At 62.4% G+C, this 17,454-nt stretch carries 17 protein-coding genes and 1 pseudogene; 9 read left to right on the top strand and 9 right to left on the bottom strand.

The genetic code is table 11. The features are described 5' to 3' along the window. Window positions 1-464 precede the first annotated feature (464 nt). Both djlA and HF027_RS11600 read left to right on the top strand, forming a co-directional pair. The gene (gene djlA, locus HF027_RS11605; RefSeq protein WP_168015859.1) at window positions 465-1,235 is read left to right on the top strand and encodes a co-chaperone DjlA; all 771 of its coding nucleotides are present in this window, start codon (window positions 465-467) and stop codon (window positions 1,233-1,235) included. A gap of 326 nt (window positions 1,236-1,561) precedes the next feature. Continuing rightward, window positions 1,562-2,803, top strand: coding sequence for a Fic family protein (locus tag HF027_RS11600; RefSeq protein WP_168015850.1), 1,242 nt, complete (start codon window positions 1,562-1,564; stop codon window positions 2,801-2,803). A gap of 52 nt (window positions 2,804-2,855) precedes the next feature. On the opposite strand, the gene trhA is transcribed toward HF027_RS11600, so the two are convergent. Then, window positions 2,856-3,545: a PAQR family membrane homeostasis protein TrhA gene (trhA, locus tag HF027_RS11595; protein ID WP_168015848.1), complete on the bottom strand. Its 690-nt coding sequence runs from the start codon at window positions 3,543-3,545 to the stop codon at window positions 2,856-2,858. A gap of 84 nt (window positions 3,546-3,629) precedes the next feature. Further along, on the bottom strand, window positions 3,630-4,265 hold the full coding sequence (gene ribA, locus HF027_RS11590) for a GTP cyclohydrolase II (protein ID WP_136254796.1): 636 nt from the start codon (window positions 4,263-4,265) through the stop codon (window positions 3,630-3,632). Window positions 4,266-4,508: 243 nt separating this feature from the next. Here ribA and hemE point away from each other — a divergent pair, with 243 nt between their 5' ends. The 3 genes from hemE (at window position 4,509) to speE (ending at window position 6,879) form a co-directional block, all read left to right on the top strand. Next, window positions 4,509-5,576, top strand: coding sequence for a uroporphyrinogen decarboxylase (hemE, locus tag HF027_RS11585; RefSeq protein WP_136254797.1), 1,068 nt, complete (start codon window positions 4,509-4,511; stop codon window positions 5,574-5,576). A gap of 4 nt (window positions 5,577-5,580) precedes the next feature. Then, on the top strand, window positions 5,581-5,952 hold the full coding sequence (locus HF027_RS11580; protein WP_168015839.1) for a VanZ family protein: 372 nt from the start codon (window positions 5,581-5,583) through the stop codon (window positions 5,950-5,952). Window positions 5,953-6,015: 63 nt separating this feature from the next. Next, window positions 6,016-6,879, top strand: coding sequence for a polyamine aminopropyltransferase (gene speE, locus HF027_RS11575; protein WP_168015870.1), 864 nt, complete (start codon window positions 6,016-6,018; stop codon window positions 6,877-6,879). Between the two features lie 175 nt (window positions 6,880-7,054). Here speE and HF027_RS11570 read toward each other — a convergent pair whose 3' ends face one another. Next, the gene (locus HF027_RS11570) at window positions 7,055-7,702 is read right to left on the bottom strand and encodes a hypothetical protein (RefSeq protein WP_168015837.1); all 648 of its coding nucleotides are present in this window, start codon (window positions 7,700-7,702) and stop codon (window positions 7,055-7,057) included. Between the two features lie 107 nt (window positions 7,703-7,809). Between HF027_RS11570 and HF027_RS11565 the strand changes: the two genes are divergently transcribed. From HF027_RS11565 to HF027_RS11555, 3 genes are all read left to right on the top strand, one after another. Further along, on the top strand, window positions 7,810-8,238 hold the full coding sequence (locus HF027_RS11565) for a host attachment protein (protein WP_168015835.1): 429 nt from the start codon (window positions 7,810-7,812) through the stop codon (window positions 8,236-8,238). A gap of 145 nt (window positions 8,239-8,383) precedes the next feature. Then, a complete protein-coding gene (locus HF027_RS11560; protein WP_168015833.1) occupies window positions 8,384-10,276 on the top strand; it encodes a methyl-accepting chemotaxis protein in 1,893 nt (630 codons plus the stop codon). 420 nt (window positions 10,277-10,696) lie between these two features. Continuing rightward, window positions 10,697-12,838: a methyl-accepting chemotaxis protein gene (locus tag HF027_RS11555; protein WP_168015831.1), complete on the top strand. Its 2,142-nt coding sequence runs from the start codon at window positions 10,697-10,699 to the stop codon at window positions 12,836-12,838. 12 nt (window positions 12,839-12,850) lie between these two features. Here the strand turns inward: HF027_RS11555 and HF027_RS11550 are convergent, their stop codons facing one another. Continuing rightward, a complete protein-coding gene (locus HF027_RS11550; protein ID WP_168015829.1) occupies window positions 12,851-13,777 on the bottom strand; it encodes a LysR family transcriptional regulator in 927 nt (308 codons plus the stop codon). A gap of 158 nt (window positions 13,778-13,935) precedes the next feature. Here HF027_RS11550 and HF027_RS11545 point away from each other — a divergent pair, with 158 nt between their 5' ends. Further along, window positions 13,936-14,712, top strand: a complete 777-nt coding sequence (locus tag HF027_RS11545; RefSeq protein WP_168015808.1) for a ferredoxin--NADP reductase — start codon at window positions 13,936-13,938, stop codon at window positions 14,710-14,712. Between the two features lie 115 nt (window positions 14,713-14,827). Here the strand turns inward: HF027_RS11545 and HF027_RS11540 are convergent. From HF027_RS11540 to HF027_RS11520, 5 genes and pseudogenes are all read right to left on the bottom strand, one after another. Next, a pseudogene (locus tag HF027_RS11540) lies at window positions 14,828-14,914 on the bottom strand (P-II family nitrogen regulator); the annotation flags it as partial. A 53-nt stretch (window positions 14,915-14,967) separates the two neighbouring features. After that, entirely contained in the window at window positions 14,968-15,105 is a 138-nt protein-coding gene (locus HF027_RS11535) for a hypothetical protein (RefSeq protein ID WP_168015690.1), read from the bottom strand. Between the two features lie 17 nt (window positions 15,106-15,122). Then, on the bottom strand, window positions 15,123-15,461 hold the full coding sequence (gene glnK / locus HF027_RS11530; protein ID WP_168015806.1) for a P-II family nitrogen regulator: 339 nt from the start codon (window positions 15,459-15,461) through the stop codon (window positions 15,123-15,125). Between the two features lie 164 nt (window positions 15,462-15,625). Continuing rightward, entirely contained in the window at window positions 15,626-16,876 is a 1,251-nt protein-coding gene (locus HF027_RS11525; RefSeq protein WP_168015804.1) for an ammonium transporter, read from the bottom strand. Window positions 16,877-16,986: 110 nt separating this feature from the next. Then, window positions 16,987-17,325 (bottom strand): P-II family nitrogen regulator, encoded by a 339-nt coding sequence (locus HF027_RS11520; protein WP_092526622.1) that lies wholly within the window; start codon window positions 17,323-17,325, stop codon window positions 16,987-16,989. Between the last annotated feature and the right edge of the window lie 129 nt (window positions 17,326-17,454).

The raw sequence follows: 17,454 nt of genomic DNA, 5'->3' as shown, positions 1-17,454 counted from the left end.
CACGCCAGGATGTCAACGGGAAATGGGCGAGGCCCTTGGTGGAATGCCGGTGCCTCGCACATGAATCAGGCCCTGCCGCGGAGGTGGCTTGAGCAGCAAGGCCTGATCTCGGTACTTGATACGGTAAAAGGGCTTAGCCGTTCTTCATGAACCGCCGTATACCGAACGGTACGTACGGTGGTGTGGGAGGGCGCCGGGGGGAACCCCGGCCCCTACCCGATCGATGAATAACGCGGTGGGGGCTGTGCCTCAAGACGGCCTGCCTGTTGGTTCGGTGAGTGAGAGGACGCTAATGTGCAACGGTTGCGGCCTGTTGGCATGGATGCGATGAAAGGGGGTCGCTCGTGGCCATGCCCCTCGCACTGATAGACTGGCCATACGGCATGTTTTGGCAAGCCGACCCATTGACCCTTGCTGTATTCACCCACGCCGGCGCGAGGCACCGGCCCTAGGACGAGAGAATCATGGTAATAGCGATAGTGATTGGTGCACTGCTGGGCTATCTGATCGGCGACCTGGTCGGTCTGCTCATCGGTGGCGGGCTTGGCTACTGGCTGATCCGGCGACTCAGGAAGGCCGTGATCGGCAAGCTGGCCGGGGCGCAGTCGCAGTTCCTCGAATCGACCTTTGCGGTGATGGGCTGCATGTGCAAGGCCGATGGTCAGGTCACCGAAGATGAGCTCGAGGCGTCGCGGCAGTTGTGGGAGCGGTTGCGGCTGACCGAAGCCCAGCGGGCCAAGGCGCGTGAAGACTTCACCCGCGGCAAGCGCGATGACTTTGATCTGGAAGCCGAGCTTGCCAAGGTGCGCGGCGTGGTGGGCAGTCAGCGTGCTCTCCTGCAGGTGTTTATGCAGGTTCAGCTGGCGGCCATTGCGGCCGATGGCACCCTGCATCCTGCCGAGCATGACATGCTGCTGCGTGTGGCCCGTGGGCTTGGGTGCTCGGAAGCCGAGATCGAACAGATCGAGGCCATGCTACGCGGTGGTGGTGCAGGTGCTGACGGCGCACCGGAAGGGCTCTCTCTCGAAGACGCTTATCGAGTGCTGGGCGTCGAAGAAGATGCTAGCGACGCCGAGATCAAGAAGGCCTATCGCCGCCTGATGAGCCAGAACCATCCCGACAAGCTGGCGGGCAAGGGGCTTCCCGAGAGCATGCGTGAGATGGCCAAGGAGCGTACCAGCGAGATCAGCAATGCCTATGAGCGCATCAAGAAGGCGCGCGACGCGGCGGCCTGACCTCGATCGGCAAAATACCCAATGATGTATGCTGGCGCCATTTGCGTATCAATAAATGATCCGCAAATGGCGCTTTTTTTGTCTGTCGGTTGCGTCCTAATCTTGTTGGTGGTGAGCGGTCCTTCTGCTTTCGATTTGAGGCCATGAAGACTGAAAGATCATAGGCTTGGCATCATTCAAGGAGAGGGTGGTGCGGCGGATAGGTGGAAATATGGCCAGTGATATTATTTATTTTTTATAGCATATCAATAATTGATCCATAAGATGGTAAAGTGCGCCTCTTGTTGAGCGTTCGGCCTTAAAAATCTCAAGGAGAAGAGGGTGTTATGTGGATATGGCAGCAGCCGGAGTGGCCTCGAGGCCGTCTCGATACAAGTACGCTGCTGGGGACGCTGAACGCGACCCTGGCGACGGTGGGGCCATTGGTGAGCCAGGGCGCTGACCTGAAGACCGATCAGCGGTTGCGGTTGGAGGCGACATTGCTTGGCGAAGAGATCGGGGCCAGTGCCCGACTCTCCGGCATCAGCCTAGAGCGTGGGGCGATTCGCACCGCCCTGCACCAGGCGCTGGGACTTGCCGACGAGGGGGAGGTGCGGCCGGTGCCGCCGGTGGTGGAAACCTTCGTCGATGTGACCCTGGAGGCGGTACGCACGGCCTTCCTGCCCCTCGGTGAGGCGCAACTGCTGGAATGGCATCGCCGCCTGGCGCCCCAGCTGCCGCGAAGCGCTGGTCTGGTGGTCGGCGAATGGCGCGATGCCCCTTTCGAGGAAGTCAGCGGCCGTTATGGTCTCAAGCGCCTGCGCTACAGGGCGCCTGGGGATGACCGTGCTGCCGTGTCAGCTGAGCTTAAGACTTTCTTTGCGCGTCTTAAGGAGGAGGAGCCGGGGCTCGATGGGGTCGGTCATCTGCAGGCGCTGAAGCTGCATGCACACTGGTTGGCGCTGTCACCCCTGGCGCTGGGTAATGGCCTGATCGGTCGGCTGCTGCTCGCACGCTGGCTGACGCGTGCCGAGGGCATCATGGCGCTGCAGGCCGAAGGTGAGCTCTCCGCACTGCCCGACCTCGAGATGCTTGAGGCTTATGCCTGGCGCCGTCAGGCACTGTCCCCGGTGCTGGTCGATGCACAGGGTGAATGGCAGGCGCTACGTGAGACCTGCTTTGGTCGTCCCCCTGCGCCGCGCTCGTCTCTGGATGCTGGCCTGCCGAGCGGGGAGCCCGAGGTGCCCCCCGGCGATCTGGCGCCCTGGATGCGTTGGTGGTTGCTTCGGCTGCGCGAGGGCGCGCGTCACGGCCAGGCTCACTTCTCTCGGGTGCGCCGTGCCGAGCGGCTGTGGCTCGAGCACGCCCGTACACCCCTGAATGCGCGCCAGCGTGAGCTGGTACTGACCCTGCTTGAGCGCGACGACGAAGCCGGCGTGGCACGCTCGGACTATCGCGACTTGGTGGCGACCTCTGACCCGACAGCGGCCCGCGATCTGGCGGATCTGACGGCCAAGGGCGTGCTTGAGAGTACCGGCGTGGGGCGTGGCACACGCTACCGGCTGGCGGCGCTGGGCGGCTCTGGATAGCGTCAGCCCTCCAGGCGGCCCGCTTTAGAGTAAGGCCGTTTGTGAAGCGAGGCTAGACGGCAGCGAAAGGCAGCACGCCGGTATAGACAGCAGCGTAATGGCAGCCACTGCCGGCCAGCACGAAGCCATGCCAGATGGCGTGATTGTAGGGAATGGCCTCGACCACGAAGACGATCACGCCGAGCGAGTAAATCACCCCGCCACTGATCAGCAGTGCGAGGCTTGTCGGCGTGAGCGTCGCGACGAACTCGCCGGCTGCCAATGCGGCGAGCCAGCCCATGGCCAGGTACATGATCACCCGCAGGGCAGAGAAGCGCTGAGGCCAGAGGATTTTCAGGGCGATGCCGCTAAGGGCCAGGGTCCAGACCGCGGCCAGCATCGGCCAGCCTGGCCCGTCACGCAGGTTGACCAGCAGGAAGGGCGTATAGGTGCCGGCGATCAGCGCATAGATGGCGCAGTGATCGGCAATCTGCAATGCCTGCTTGAGCCGTGGGTGGCGGCTGCCGTGATAGAGCGTCGAGGCAGTATAGAGGCCGACCAGGGTGATGCCGTAGAGGCTGACGCCGACCAGCTTCCATGGGTCGACGTCCTTAGCGATGCTCGCGGCAACGATCAGAGCGGTCATTCCCGCGACGCTGAGCACGGCACCGATGCCGTGGCTCACGCTGTGCAGGATTTCCTCAAGAAGGGTATAGCCTTGGTTTTTTTCGGATCGGGGTGAAGAGGGGGTTATCGCTACCATACTGTCTCTCCCGCGGTGACGGTTGAGCCTGAGTGGGTCGCTTTGCTTGACGGGGCATGGGGGCTATCTAGCTCATTGGCTCCCTCAGGACTTGCGTTCGATGTCCACGTCGTCCGCCTGGGTAAAGTCGCCCAGTGCCATCATGTGTCCCAGCTTGCCGGCCTTGGTGGACAGATATTGTTCATTATGCGGATTTAGACCTGTGGTGATCGGTAAACGTTCACTTACCTCGACACCATCGCGAGTCAGGGCCTCGACCTTGCGCGGATTATTGGTCATCAGCCTGAGCGAGGCGACACCCAAATGATCGAGCATCGGCACGCACAGTCCGTAGCGGCGCATGTCGGCGCCGAAGCCCAGGCGTTCGTTGGCCTCTACGGTATCGGCGCCTTCGTCCTGCAGGTGATAGGCACGGATCTTGTTGAGCAGGCCGATGCCCCGTCCTTCCTGGCGAAGATACAGCAGCACCCCTCGACCCTCGGCAGCGATCCGCTTGAGCGCTTCCTGCAGCTGATAGCCGCAGTCGCAGCGCATTGAGAACAGCGCATCGCCGGTCAGGCATTCCGAATGCACGCGGCCGAGCACCGGCGTGCCGTCGGCGATGTCGCCGAGCGTCAGGGCGATATGATCCTTGCCGGTGGCTTCGTCCTCGAAGCCATGCATGGTGAAGGTGGCCCAGGGGGTAGGCAGCCGGGAGGCGGCGATGAATCGAATCGTCACGAAAAAAACCTCGATGAAACTGGGCGGCGCTAGGCACGCGATGACTCAAGTCTACCAGCATCGCCGCGCACGCTCACGGGTCGCACGCGCACACATAACATGACGTCGCTGTGTGCTGGTGACTTGATCGGTACGCTCCCTGGGTCGGCGCGTCTGTAAATCGAGGCATCAGGTCGCAGGGCTGGCCCTTCTGGGCTCGGCATCCGTTACAATGTCGGCAAATTTCCCTTTGGATGACGTCGCATGCAACTCGAGAACGATCGTATCCTGCGCGCCCTGGCGCGCGAGCCCGTGGACCGCACCCCGGTCTGGATGATGCGTCAGGCCGGCCGCTACCTGCCGGAATACCGCGAGCTGCGTGGCCAGGCGGGCAGCTTCATGGACCTGTGCCGCGACACCGACCGAGCCTGCGAGGTAACGCTGCAGCCGCTGGAGCGCTTCCCATTGGATGCCGCCATCCTGTTCTCGGACATCCTGACCATTCCCGATGCCATGGGGCTGGGGCTGTACTTCGAGACCGGCGAAGGTCCGAAGTTCAGAAAACCCGTACGCACACCGGCTGAGGTTGCCGCCCTCGAGGCGCCGGACGCCGAGCGGGATCTTGATTACGTGATGAACGCGGTAAGCGCCATTCGCCGCGAGCTTAACGGCCGCGTGCCGCTGATCGGCTTCTCGGGTAGCCCCTGGACACTCGCCACCTATATGGTCGAGGGTTCCTCGAGCAAGGACTTCCGCCATGTGAAGACCATGCTCTATGACACGCCGGATACCATGCATCAGCTACTCGATGTGCTGGCACGCTCGGTCACCGACTACCTCAATGCCCAGATCCGTGCCGGTGCCCAGGTGGTGCAGATCTTCGATACCTGGGGCGGCAGCCTGTCGACGCCGGCCTATCTCGAGTTCTCGCTGCGCTACATGGAGCAGATCGTGGCCGGTCTGATTCGCAGCCACGAAGGCCGTCGGGTGCCGGTGATCCTGTTCACCAAGAACGGTGGCCAGTGGCTCGAGCACATCGCCGCCAGCGGCGCCGATGCCCTGGGTCTCGACTGGAGCACCGAGCTTTCCGATGCACGCAGCCGGGTCGGTCATCGGGTCGCCCTGCAGGGCAACCTGGATCCTAACGTGCTGTTCGCCAAGCCCAGCGCGATCCGCGCCGAGGTGGCGCGGGTGCTCGACAGCTACGGCAGTGGCCCTGGGCATATCTTCAACCTCGGCCACGGTATCAGCCAGTTCACCGACCCTGATCATGTCAGCGCCTTCATGGAGGCCCTGCACGAACTGAGCCCGGCCTATCACTCGGCGCCTTGATGTCATGCGTTGGTTGATTCGTCTGCAGGAGTGCCGGCGCCTCTGGGCGGCAGTGGCCGTGCTTGCGGCGCTGGCGATTGCCCTGGGCAGCCTGACCCCGAGTGCCGAGATGCCCGATAGCCTTCCGTGGGACAAGGCGAATCACTTCATCGGCTATGGCGGCCTGGCGGCCCTGACAGGCCTCGCCGGGATGGCCGGTGGGCCAGCCTTCATCGCGGTGGTGGCCTACGGGGTCGCCATCGAGTGGGCACAGCTGGCGGTGCCGGGGCGTATGGGCGGTGATCCCTTCGACATGCTGGCCAATACCCTTGGCGCGCTGTTCGGCCTGGCCGCGCTGGCGCTGCTGCGTCGGTGTTTGCGGCGTGACAGCACCTGATGCGTCACCGCCAAGGCGCCTTCATTCCACGCTGTTTACTTTTCTGTTCCGTGAGAGTCCATGATGACCCAATCACTCGACACTAGCTGGTTCACCGAAGTCTTCGATAGCCAGGGCAGTGCCTTCTCGCTGAAGGTCAGCGAGAAGCTCCTGGATGTCACCAGTGCTTACCAGCACCTTGAGGTCTATGCCACCGAGACCTACGGCAACCTGATGGTGCTCGATGGCTGCGTGATGCTCAGCGACCGTGATAACTTCCTCTACCACGAGATGATCGCGCACCCGGCGTTATTTGCGCACGCCGCGCCCAAGCGGGTGGTGATCATCGGCGGTGGCGATTGTGGCACCCTGCGTGAGGTGCTCAAGCACCCCGGGGTCGAGCATGTCACTCAGATCGATATCGATGAGGAAGTGACCCGGGCCGCCGAACGTTTCTTCCCGGCGCTGACCGAATCCAATGGCGACCCCCGCGCCGAGCTCAAGTTCGCGGACGGCGTCAAATGGGTCGATGAGGCCGACGACGCCAGTGTCGATGTGGTGATCATCGACTCCACCGATCCGGTGGGTCCGGCCGAGGGGCTGTTCAAGGTCGACTTCCTCAAGCGCTGTCATCGCCTGCTCGCCGAGGGCGGCGTGATGGTTCAGCAGAGCGAGTCACCGCTTTATCACAGCGGCAGCATCATTCGTGAGCTGCGCCGTGATATGCGCGCCGCCGGTTTCGAGAGCGTGGCGACACTGCCGTTCCCGCAGCCGGTCTATCCCTCGGGCTGGTGGAGTGTGACCCTGGCCGGCAAGGGCACGGACGTGGGCCGTTTCCGCGAGGACGATGCGGCCATCGGCGACATGGCCTGCGACTACTACACCGCGGATGCCCATCGTGGGGCTCTGGCGCTGCCGCCCTTCATGCGTCGCGCCTTCGAAGACTAAGCAACACGTCTCCCCGGCACTTGCTTCTAGTGGCCCCAGCTTCCGGAGCCAGAATCTCGGCCACTAGGCTGGGGCAAAAAAGGGCCATGACCAAGACGCCCCCGCAGGTATTCCTGCTGGGGCGTCTTGTTGGGGGCGGTGTTAGACGAGCTTAGAGGCGTGGTTTGAGACGAGCCTAGAAGCGAGGCTCGGCCGTGGGCGCATAGTCGCCGGCCCAGGGGGTCGCGGCCAGGTCCAGCCGCGGTTCACGCGTTGCCGGCCTAGGCTCCTCGGTAGCCGCTGGCTGCGCGGTAATGGGAGGCTCGGGGGGGGCTGCGAGGGGCCCTGCCTGGGGTGCGGTATGTGATGGCGTGGGCTCGGCTTCGACAGAGTTGACCTTGCGTGCTTCGCCCACCCAGCTGTCGTCTTCATCGTGGATCGCCGGCCGCCGCCGGGTGGAGCGGGTGAAAGGCAACTGTTGCTGTTTGATCATGGACTGCATGTGATGAGGGATCATCAGCAGTTCGAACAGCATGCGTACCAGCAGGCAGCCGGAAAGGGTCACGCCGACGCCCAGCAAGAGCGTCGGCCACTGGCCTGCCAACGTCGTGGTGGCGAGTGGCGCCAGCGCCTCGCGGGTCCAGAGCCCTCCGCCCACGAGCATCCCGAGCTGAGCGAAGAGGTGGAGCGAGACCAGCAGAGTACGGGGCAAGGGGCGGCGCATCAGCAACAGGTTGCGCATCGAGAAGGTCTCCAATGACGAGTTGAGGCAGGCCGTCGTCTTGATGTCCGGACTGCCTTCCTGAGGGGGCGGCGATTCTAGCATAGCGCCAAGCGCGCGCATTCTGTCTCCACTGGGCGACGACATGCAGTTGACGCTTCCCGGCGCACTTGCCAACCTCAAGAGGGAGTAGCGCTGTGGTTCACGTTTCATTCTAGTGAGGAATTGAGATGACAACTTATATTCTGGTGGCCGACGCTGCACGCGCGCGTATCTTCACCCGGGATGCCTTGAAGCTGGTCGAGCATGACAGCCTGTTGCATGCCGAGGGGCGTCTCCACGAGGGAGACCTGGTCACCGACAAGGGGGGCGACGTGCATCAGTCATCGACCTCCGCCGCTAGTTCCTCAGGTGGCGAGAATGTGGCCACTCAGCACGAAACAGAGCGCTTCGCCAAGGAAGTGGCCGAACGCCTTTACCGCTCGCGGATCGAGAATGACCTCGAGAAGCTGATTCTGGTGGCACCGCCGCGCTTTCTCGGTCAGCTGCGTGACAAGCTCGATGGCCCGACGGCCAACCTGGTGATTCATAGCCTGGCCAAGGACTTGTCGAAGGCCAGCCTCGAGACCATTCAGCAAGCAGTCAGCGATTTGCGCTAAGTAATGCCGATAATTTAGGCCAATATACTATCGGCGGCTCAAGGAATGGGCGCCCACGCCGATAGATAGCCGATGTAACTATTCGCTATCTCAGGTGTTTGCCATCAAACAACACCATGTATTGCTACTTTAAGGGCGCCCATCCATGTTCTCTTCGTTGCGCAAGCGCATCCTGATCATCACCCTGGCGATCATCGCCACGGCCTTGGTGATCAATGCGACCGTCAGCTACCTGACGGTCAAGTCCCATGATCAAAAGCAGATCGCCAATCAACTGGCCTCCATTGCCAATGGCAACGCCATGGCGATCGAGGAATGGATTGCCGCTCGCACCAGCATGGTCGAGGCAGCTCGTGAGCCGGTAAAGGGCGATGATCCGGTGCCGGCGTTGATTCAGCTCGCCAGGTCCGGTGGCTTCCTGTCGACCTATTTCGGCAAGCCGGATGGTTCTCTGATCAGTTCGGATGGCTGGGTGCCGCCGGATGACTACGACCCGCGAAAGCGTGGCTGGTACCGCTCGGCGACCGAGCAGGGCGAGACCATCGTCTCCCTGCCCTACGCCGATGCCAACAGCGGCCGTATGGTGGTTACCTTCGCCACTCCGGTCGAGCGTGGCGGGCGTCTTCATGGGGTGATCGGTGGTGATGTGGTGATCGACAAGCTGATCACTCAGGTCAAGGATATCCAGCCGACGCCGTCCAGCTTCGCCTTCCTCAGTACGGGCGGCGAAACACTGATCGCTCACCCCAACGCCGAGTTGACCCTCAAGCCGCTGACTCGTCTCAGCGAGCAGCTGACGCCGTCCGCTATCTCGCGGCTGGGCAGTACCGAAGACGGCTGGGAGACAATTGCCATCGATGATGCGAGCAAGCGGCTGTCCGTGACCCCTATCCCCGGCAGTGACTGGGAACTCGGTGTGGCGATGGACGAATATGAGGCGACCGCCGGCCTGCGTGCCATCCTCGAGTCCTCCTTGATCACCCTGGTGGGCATTATCGTCATCACGGCCCTGCTGCTGGGTCTTTGGCTCAAACGCACCCTGGCAGGCCTCGAGCGGGCCCGGGATGCCCTGGAGGATATCGCCAGCGGCGAGGGCGACCTGACTCGGCGTCTGCCTGAGCAGGGCCGAGACGAAGTGGCGCAGATGGCCGCCGCCTTCAATCGCTTTGTCGGCAAGATGGAGGCAGTGATGGTCACGATCCGCCAGAGCAGCGAATCGGTACGTATCGCCGCAACGGAGATTTCCACAGGTGGTCAAGACCTGTCCCGCCGCACCGAGAATGCTGCCTCGAGCCTGCAAGAGACCTCGGCGTCGGTGGAGCAGATCACCAGTACCGTCTCACACACTGCCGAGTCCGCCCGTCAGGCGAGTGGTCTTGCCGAGTCTGCCTCCGAGGTCGCTCGTCGTGGCGGAGAAGCCGTTGGCCAGGTGGTCGATACGATGCAGGGTATTCGCGATTCGTCGGCGCAGATCAACGAGATCGTCAATCTGATGGATGGCATCTCTTTCCAGACCAATCTGCTGGCACTGAACGCCTCAGTGGAGGCGGCACGGGCCGGTGAACAGGGGCGTGGTTTTGCGGTCGTGGCCGGGGAGGTTCGCCAGCTGGCGAGTCGCTCGGCGGAGGCCGCCAAGCAGATCAAGGGCCTGATCGAGACCTCCAGCGCTCGCACCGAAGAGGGGGCGGCCCAGGTGCGCGCCGCTGGCGAGACCATGGAAGAGATCGTGCAGAGTGTCACCCGAGTCACCGACGTGCTGGGTGAAATCACTGCCGCGACAGGTGAGCAGAGCGAGGGTATTGGTCAGGTCAATGTGGCCGTGTCTGAACTGGATCGCATGACCCAGCAGAACGCTGCTCTGGTCGAGGAGTCGACCACTGCCGCCGAGCAGCTCAAGGACCAGGCGGATAGGCTCACCGAGGCGGTGGCCGGCTTCACGCTAAGCGAGCCGGCCCTTGACGCCGCGCGAGGCGCGTTGCCGCCACTCGGCGATGCCGGCATGAACGCCAAGCGTCGTCCCAGCCTCGATTTCGCCTGACCCTCTAGTGCGAGTCCTTCCCTCTATGATGGGAAGCCTCGCACTCGCTTCATGGAAAGCCCCGCCGCTCCGACCCGCCATGGTCTGGGCGGTGGGGCTTTCTCGTTCGCTACGTTGCTGGCGTGCTCAGCCGAGTCGGCCCCTTTTCCGTGTGGGCCGAATGTCGACGATGCCTCAAGTCGTGTTCCTCGACGCCGATAACCTATCCATGGAAGCCACGGCCAGGCGTACCTGGCTCCTCGTCGCCTCTGGTTAGCGAGTCGTGCTTCGTGTTGTTACGACGGTCATTACTTCAGTCATAACAACAGTCGTTACTACGGCTGCGCAGCCTGGTGGTGCCTCGGCATCTTTTATCAACGCCCTGGCCAGCTACCTGAGCGTCGCACCCTGTTACCCATTCCCCTGAAGAGAATAATATCAATGCGCTTCAAGTCCTTACGCTCCTTCGTCACCCTATTGGTGGGGGGCTGTATCCTAATCGTAGTCGCCGCGCTGGTGAGCTATGCAATGATCGCCAATTCCCGTTCCCAGGCCCTCGTCGAGGACCGCACCAGCGAGCTGCTACGCGAGAGTGCTCGCGAGCGGCTGATGGCATTGGCCGAGGCCCAGAGTCAGGATATCCAGCGCCGGCTTGAACGGGCCCTGCTGCTGGCCGAACAGCTGGCTGATACCAATGCCCTGATGGGGCAGAGCGACGCAGACGGTCAGGCGAAATTGGTGCTTGGGCGTCATGAGCTGTCCAATCTGACGCGCGACCTGGTGGCCCAGAATCCCGATCTGCTGGATGCCTTCATCGGCTGGGAGCCCAATGCGTTTGATTCTGATGCGGTATTCGAAGGCAAGACCGACGAGGGCTACGACGGCAGCGGCCGTTTCATGCCCTGGTGGTATCGCAGTGGCGAGGGCCAGATCGAGGTATTACCGCTGGGCGGCAGCATGGAGAGTGAGGAGCGCAACGCCGAGGGCATTCGTGTGGGTGAGTATTATCTCTGCCCGAAGGAAACCAGGCGCGCCTGCATCATCGACCCGCACTATTATGACTATGGCGACGAGCGCTACCTGGTGACTTCTTTTAATGCGCCGATCCTCGTCGACGGCGATTTTCGCGGTGTTGCCGGTGTCGATCTCGACGTGGAGTTCCTTCAGGGCCTGCTGAACGAGGCCAATGCCGGGCTCTACTCAGGCGCCGGTGAAATGACCCTGGTGGGATCCCGCGGGGTGTTGGCAGGTGCCACGGCCAACGCCGAGGCCGATGGGTTGGGCAAGCTTTCCGATGAAGTGCTCAGTGATGGCATGAACCAGCGGCTCGAGGCGGCCCGCGAGGCCGGCGAGGCGATCTTCGCTTTTGACGAGGCGAAAGAGCGCTTCGAGGTGACCTGGCCCTTCACGATCGGTGGCACCGACGAAACCTGGGTGTTGTCGATGCGTCTTCCCGAGCAGGCGGTCATGGCGGGGCTTATCGACCTGCGTGGTCAGCTCGCCGATCAACGAGAAGCGGATCTGCTCGGCATGCTCCTGATGGGGCTGGTCATTGCCGTACTCGGCCTGCTGGCAAGCTACCTGGTCGGCGGCAGCATCGCTCGACCGCTTCGCCAGCTTGCCGAGCGCATGGGGGACATCGCCTCCGGCGAAGGTGATCTGACTGCCCGCCTGCCGGTTCGTGGGCGCAACGAGACGGCCGAATTGGCGACCCAGTTCAATGCGTTTGTCGAAAAGATGAACAATGTGCTGCTCGACGTGCGGGACAGCAGTGAATCGGTACGCATTGCCGCCACCGAGATCGCCGATGGCGGTCAGGATCTCTCACGGCGGACCGAGAACGCCGCCTCTAGCCTGCAAGAAACCTCGGCCTCGATGGAGGAGATCACCAGTACGGTTGCGCATACCGCCGAGTCTTCACGGCAGGCCAATGCGTTAGCCGCATCGGCGTCTGATGTCGCGCGCCGCGGCGGTCAGGCGGTCGGCCAGGTGGTCGACACCATGCAGGGCATTCGCGATTCGTCGGCGCAGATCAGCGAGATCGTCAATGTCATGGATGGCATCGCCTTCCAGACCAACCTGCTGGCATTGAACGCCTCGGTGGAGGCGGCGCGTGCTGGCGAGCAGGGCCGTGGCTTCGCCGTAGTGGCCGGCGAGGTGCGCCAGCTGGCGAGTCGCTCCGCTGAGGCTGCCAAGCAGATCAAGGGCCTGATCGAGACCTCCAGCGCCCGCACCGAAGAAGGCGCGGCCCAGGTGCGCGCCGCGGGCGAGACCATGGAAGAGATCGTCGCGAGTGTCACCCGGGTCACCGATGTGCTGGGCGAGATCACTGCTGCCGCCGGCGAGCAGAGCGATGGCATCGGCCAGGTCAATGTGGCCGTATCCGAACTGGATCGCATGACGCAGCAGAACGCCGCCCTGGTCGAGGAATCGACGACCGCTGCCGAGCAGCTGAAGGATCAGGCGGATCGGTTGAGCGAGGTGGTGGCCGGTTTCACCTTGCGTGATAACAGCGAGCGGCCGGCGTTGGCATCGACGCCAGCTCCGGCTCCGGCGGCGCCCAGGCGCCTGGAGCACGCCTGATCGGCGTCTGCTTCAGGGCGTGAGCGGCAGCGGAATCTCATCGCTACGCTGGATGCCGGCGGTCATCTGCCGGCATAGCTTGAGGTATTCCCGTATGCCGGTCGTCAGGTACTTGTGGCGGTGCCAGATGAAGGAGAACTGACGGCGCAGGTCCAGGTCCGGGGTGGCAAGCGGCACGAGGCTACCCCGGCGGAAGGCGTCGCGCACGGCCAGGCGTGATACGCAGCCGATGCCTAGCCCGGATTCGACCGCCCGCTTGATGCCCTCGGTGTGCTCCAGTTCCAGCAGGATGTTGAAGCGCCCGCGTCGATGACGTGCGGCGTGTTCAAGCGTCAGACGGGTGCCCGACCCCGGTTCCCGCATGATCCAGTCCTCGCGCAGCAGGCGGCTCATGTCCAGCGCGCTGCTGCCCGCCAGGTGATGATGGGGCGCGCAGAACACCACCAGTTCGTCCTCTACCCAGGGCTGCATGACCAGCGACTCGTGCTGGCAATCGCCCTCGATCAATCCCAGATCCAGCTCATGATGGGCCACCCGCTCGGTGATACTGCGGGTGTTGCCGACCTGTAAGCGTACCCGGCTGTCCGGATGTGCCTTGAGGAAGTCGCTGATCAAGAGGGTGGCCAGGTAGTTGCCGATGGTAAGCGTAGCGCCGACATCCAGCGAACCGATGCCGCGCTGGCCGCGCAGCAGCTCCTCGATCTCTTCACCGCGGTCGAGCAGCGCCACCGCCTTGGGCAGCAGCTGGAAGCCCAGGGCGTTGAGTTTCAGCCGCTTGCCCACCCGGTCCAGCAGCTGACAGTCGAATTGGCGCTCGAGCTCTGAAAGGGCGGTGCTGGCCGCCGATTGTGACAGGGCAAGCTCCCGAGCGGCACGGGAAACGCTCTCGTGCTGAGCGACGGCGACGAAGACTTCTAACTGGCGCAGGGTATAGCGCATGATCACACTCCGAGGGTTTGTATCGATATTATAGATAAGTGTTATCCATACAAACCATTTAACAGATAGATCGTTGGTGCTTAGAATCCACGTATTGATCTTATCGGCGACGTTATTTCTTTCGGGAATATGCGTCTTGAGTATTTAAGGAGTCGGTCGTGAGCAAGTTTGCCCTGGAAGAAGTCTTAAGCGTCCATCACTGGAACGATACCCTGTTCAGCTTCAAGACCACCCGCGAACGCAGCCTGCGCTTCAAGAACGGTCAGTTCGTGATGATCGGTCTCGAGGTCGAAGGCAAGCCGCTGATGCGTGCCTACTCCATCGCCAGCCCCAACTACGAGGACCACCTCGAGTTCTTCAGCATCAAGGTACCCGACGGCCCGCTGACATCGCGCCTGCAGCACCTTAAGGTCGGTGATCAGATCATGGTCAGCCGCAAGCCCACCGGCACCCTGGTCACCGACGACCTGCTGCCGGGCCGCAATCTCTATCTGCTCTCCACCGGCACCGGTCTCGCGCCCTTCATGAGCCTGATTCAGGACCCGGAGGCCTATGAGCGTTTCGAGAAGATCGTGCTGATCCACGGCGTGCGCTCCGTCAGCGAACTGGCCTACGCCGACTTCATCACCAAGGAGCTGCCGGCGCACGAATATCTGGGTGAGGAAATCGCCGAGAAGCTGGTCTATTACCCGACAGTGACCCGCGAGGAGTTCCACACTCAAGGCCGCCTGACCGACCATATTCGTAGCGGCAAGCTTGCCGAGGATACCGGCCTGCCGCCGCTCGACCCCAAGCAGGACCGCGCCATGATCTGCGGCAGCCCGGCGATGCTCGACGAGTCCAGCGCCCTGCTTGATGATCTTGGCTTCAAGATTTCGCCGCGCCTGGGTGAGCCCGGCGACTACGTGATCGAGCGTGCCTTCGTCGAGAAATAAAGCCGAAACAAGCACGACATAGAAAACCCCCGCCGGGCCACCCGGCGGGGGTTTTTGGTGTCTGAGCATTCCTGATTTTAGTGTGGCTGACATCAGGAGCGCTTCGCGATGGTGTTCAGACGGCGTCCTTGTCGGTTTCACCCGTCCGGATGCGGATCACCTGCTCCAGCGGGGAGACGAAGATCTTGCCATCGCCGATCTTGCTGCAGGTATGAGCGCGACCTGGTCGCTTTACCCCCGGTGACTTCATCCGCGTTAGACGGCGCCCTTGTCGGTTTCACCCGTCCGGATGCGACGGTGCGGCGTTCCGCTCACCTGCTCCAGCGGGGAGACGAAGGTCTTGCCATCGCCGACCTTGCTGCAGGTATGAGCGCGACCTGGTCGCTTTACCACCGGTGACTTCATCCGCGTTAGACGGCGTCCTTGTCGGTCTCGCCGGTGCGGATGCGGATCACTTGCTCCAGCGGGGAGATAAAGATTTTGCCATCGCCGATCTTGCCGGTGTTGGCGACCTGAGTAATGGAATCAATCACCTGCTCGGCCATGGCGTCTTCCACTGCCACTTCAAGTTTCACCTTGGGCAGGAAGTCGACGACATATTCGGCGCCACGGTAGAGCTCGGTATGCCCCTTCTGGCGGCCGAAGCCCTTCACCTCGGTGACGGTGATGCCCTGCACGCCAATCTCGGAAAGCGATTCCCGTACGTCGTCGAGCTTGAACGGCTTGATGATGGCGGTCACCAGCTTCATGGTCATTCTCCTTGTGTTCGTTGGTCGGGGGCGACGTGATTCCAGGGGCGGAGCGACGCGACATATCCCGCAAGCATGCCTAAGCATACACCGCACCGAGCGGGAATAAAAAAGGCCCCCGTTAGGGGGCCAGGGGAGCACGCCAGCTCACTCGGTATATCGCCTCATTTCTTGGCGACGTTGAATTCGGGGTAGGCTTCCAGGCCACACTCGGCCAGGTCGACGCCTTCATATTCTTCTTCTTCACTGACGCGCACGCCCATGGTGGCCTTGAGGATCAGCCACACCACCAGGCTTGCCAGGAAGACCCAGGCGACGATGCCGACGATGCCGATGATCTGAGCGCCAAAGGACGCCCCGTCATTGGAGAGCGGCACGGCCAGGACGCCCCAGATGCCGACCACACCATGCACCGAAATGGCGCCGACCGGGTCATCGAGTTTCAGCTTGTCGAGGCTGACGATGGCCAGCACCACGATCAGGCCGCCGATGGCGCCGATGATAGTAGCGCCCAGCGCCGAGGGAGACAGCGGGTCGGCCGTGATGGCGACCAGGCCCGCCAGCGCACCGTTCAGCGCCATGGTCAGGTCCGCCTTGCGGAACCACAGCTTGGCCAGGATCAGCGCGGCGATCACGCCGCCAGCCGCCGCCGCGTTGGTGTTGACGAACACCTGAGCCACATTATTGGCAGACGTGGCGTCAGACAGTTTCAGTTCCGAGCCACCGTTGAAGCCGAACCAGCCCATCCACAGGATGAAGGTACCCAGAGTGGCCAGCGGCATGTTGGCGCCGGGGATGGCATAGATGGAACCATCCTTGCCGTACTTGCCCTTACGCGGACCCAGCACGATCACACCCGCGAGGGCTGCGGCCGCACCGGCCAGGTGCACGATGCCGGAACCGGCGTAGTCGGAATAACCGACGTCGGCAAGCCAGCCACCGCCCCAGGTCCAGTAGCCGGACACCGGATAGATGAAGCCGGTCATGACCACGGCAAAGGCCAGGAAGGTCCACAGCTTCATGCGCTCGGCCACGGCGCCGGAGACGATGGACATGGCCGTTGCCACGAACACGACCTGGAAGAAGAAGTCGGAACGCATGGAGTAGTAGGGCGCGTCGTCACCGCCGCCAGTGATGGCGTCCATGGTGTTTTCGCCGCCGATCAGGAAGCCCAGATTCGGCAGGATGCCGCCGCCGTTACCGGAATACATGATGTAGTAACCGATCACCAGGTACATGGTGCAGGCAATCGCAAACAGCGCGACGTTCTTGGTCAGGATCTCGGCGGTGTTCTTGGAACGCACCAGGCCAGCTTCAAGCATCGCAAAGCCAGCGGCCATCCACATCACCAGCACGCCGCAGATGAGGAAGTAGAAGGTATCGAGCGCGTACGTCAGCTCTGAAAGTTCAATCATGGGGTACTCTCCTGGGCCAGCGTTCCCTAGTGTCGTTGTTACGCTGACGGTGGTACTCGCGTTATGGGGTTAGGTTGTTGCAAGGCGCCCTGCGTCGGGTCCTGGACGAATCAGACGGCGTCGGCACCGCGTTCGCCGGTACGGATGCGTATGACATCCTCCAGCGGGGTGACAAACAGCTTGCCGTCGCCGATCTTGCCGCTGTTGGCCGCGTTGCGAATGGCCTCGAGAACGCTTTCGAGCCGTGAATCATCGACGGCGATCTCGACCTTCACCTTGGGCAGGAAGTCGACCACATACTCAGCGCCGCGATAGAGCTCGGTATGGCCCTTCTGGCGGCCGAAGCCTTTGACTTCGGTCACCGTGATGCCCTGAACGCCGTTGTCGGCCAGCGCTTCACGAACATCGTCTAGCTTGAACGGCTTGATGATGGCAGTGATGAGTTTCATTCCGTGTCTCCCACTGAAAGGGGTTGTCGGTGGCGTGCTTGTTTTGGTGGTGCTTGACAATTTCTAAGCGCATAGCATGCCAGTGAAAATAAAAGCCATTTAAATCAGCATGATGAGAAGGGATGTTTT

The sequence above is a fragment of the Halomonas salinarum genome, assembly GCF_012062845.1.
Lineage (GTDB): Bacteria > Pseudomonadota > Gammaproteobacteria > Pseudomonadales > Halomonadaceae > Onishia > Onishia salinarum.
Note: the sequence above shows the minus strand (reverse complement) of the source record. Positions and strands in the feature narration are given on the sequence as shown.

Coding starts and splice junctions, on each gene's coding strand:
- trhA (WP_168015848.1), bottom strand. CDS start 3,545: ATGGTAGCGATAACCCCCTCTTCACCCCGATCCGAAAAAAACCAAGGC.
- HF027_RS11555 (WP_168015831.1), top strand. CDS start 10,697: ATGCGCTTCAAGTCCTTACGCTCCTTCGTCACCCTATTGGTGGGGGGC.
- djlA (WP_168015859.1), top strand. CDS start 465: ATGGTAATAGCGATAGTGATTGGTGCACTGCTGGGCTATCTGATCGGC.
- HF027_RS11600 (WP_168015850.1), top strand. CDS start 1,562: ATGTGGATATGGCAGCAGCCGGAGTGGCCTCGAGGCCGTCTCGATACA.
- HF027_RS11520 (WP_092526622.1), bottom strand. CDS start 17,325: ATGAAACTCATCACTGCCATCATCAAGCCGTTCAAGCTAGACGATGTT.
- HF027_RS11565 (WP_168015835.1), top strand. CDS start 7,810: ATGACAACTTATATTCTGGTGGCCGACGCTGCACGCGCGCGTATCTTC.
- HF027_RS11570 (WP_168015837.1), bottom strand. CDS start 7,702: ATGCGCGCGCTTGGCGCTATGCTAGAATCGCCGCCCCCTCAGGAAGGC.
- HF027_RS11580 (WP_168015839.1), top strand. CDS start 5,581: ATGCGTTGGTTGATTCGTCTGCAGGAGTGCCGGCGCCTCTGGGCGGCA.
- speE (WP_168015870.1), top strand. CDS start 6,016: ATGACCCAATCACTCGACACTAGCTGGTTCACCGAAGTCTTCGATAGC.
- hemE (WP_136254797.1), top strand. CDS start 4,509: ATGCAACTCGAGAACGATCGTATCCTGCGCGCCCTGGCGCGCGAGCCC.
- HF027_RS11550 (WP_168015829.1), bottom strand. CDS start 13,777: ATGCGCTATACCCTGCGCCAGTTAGAAGTCTTCGTCGCCGTCGCTCAG.
- glnK (WP_168015806.1), bottom strand. CDS start 15,461: ATGAAGCTGGTGACCGCCATCATCAAGCCGTTCAAGCTCGACGACGTA.
- HF027_RS11560 (WP_168015833.1), top strand. CDS start 8,384: ATGTTCTCTTCGTTGCGCAAGCGCATCCTGATCATCACCCTGGCGATC.
- HF027_RS11525 (WP_168015804.1), bottom strand. CDS start 16,876: ATGATTGAACTTTCAGAGCTGACGTACGCGCTCGATACCTTCTACTTC.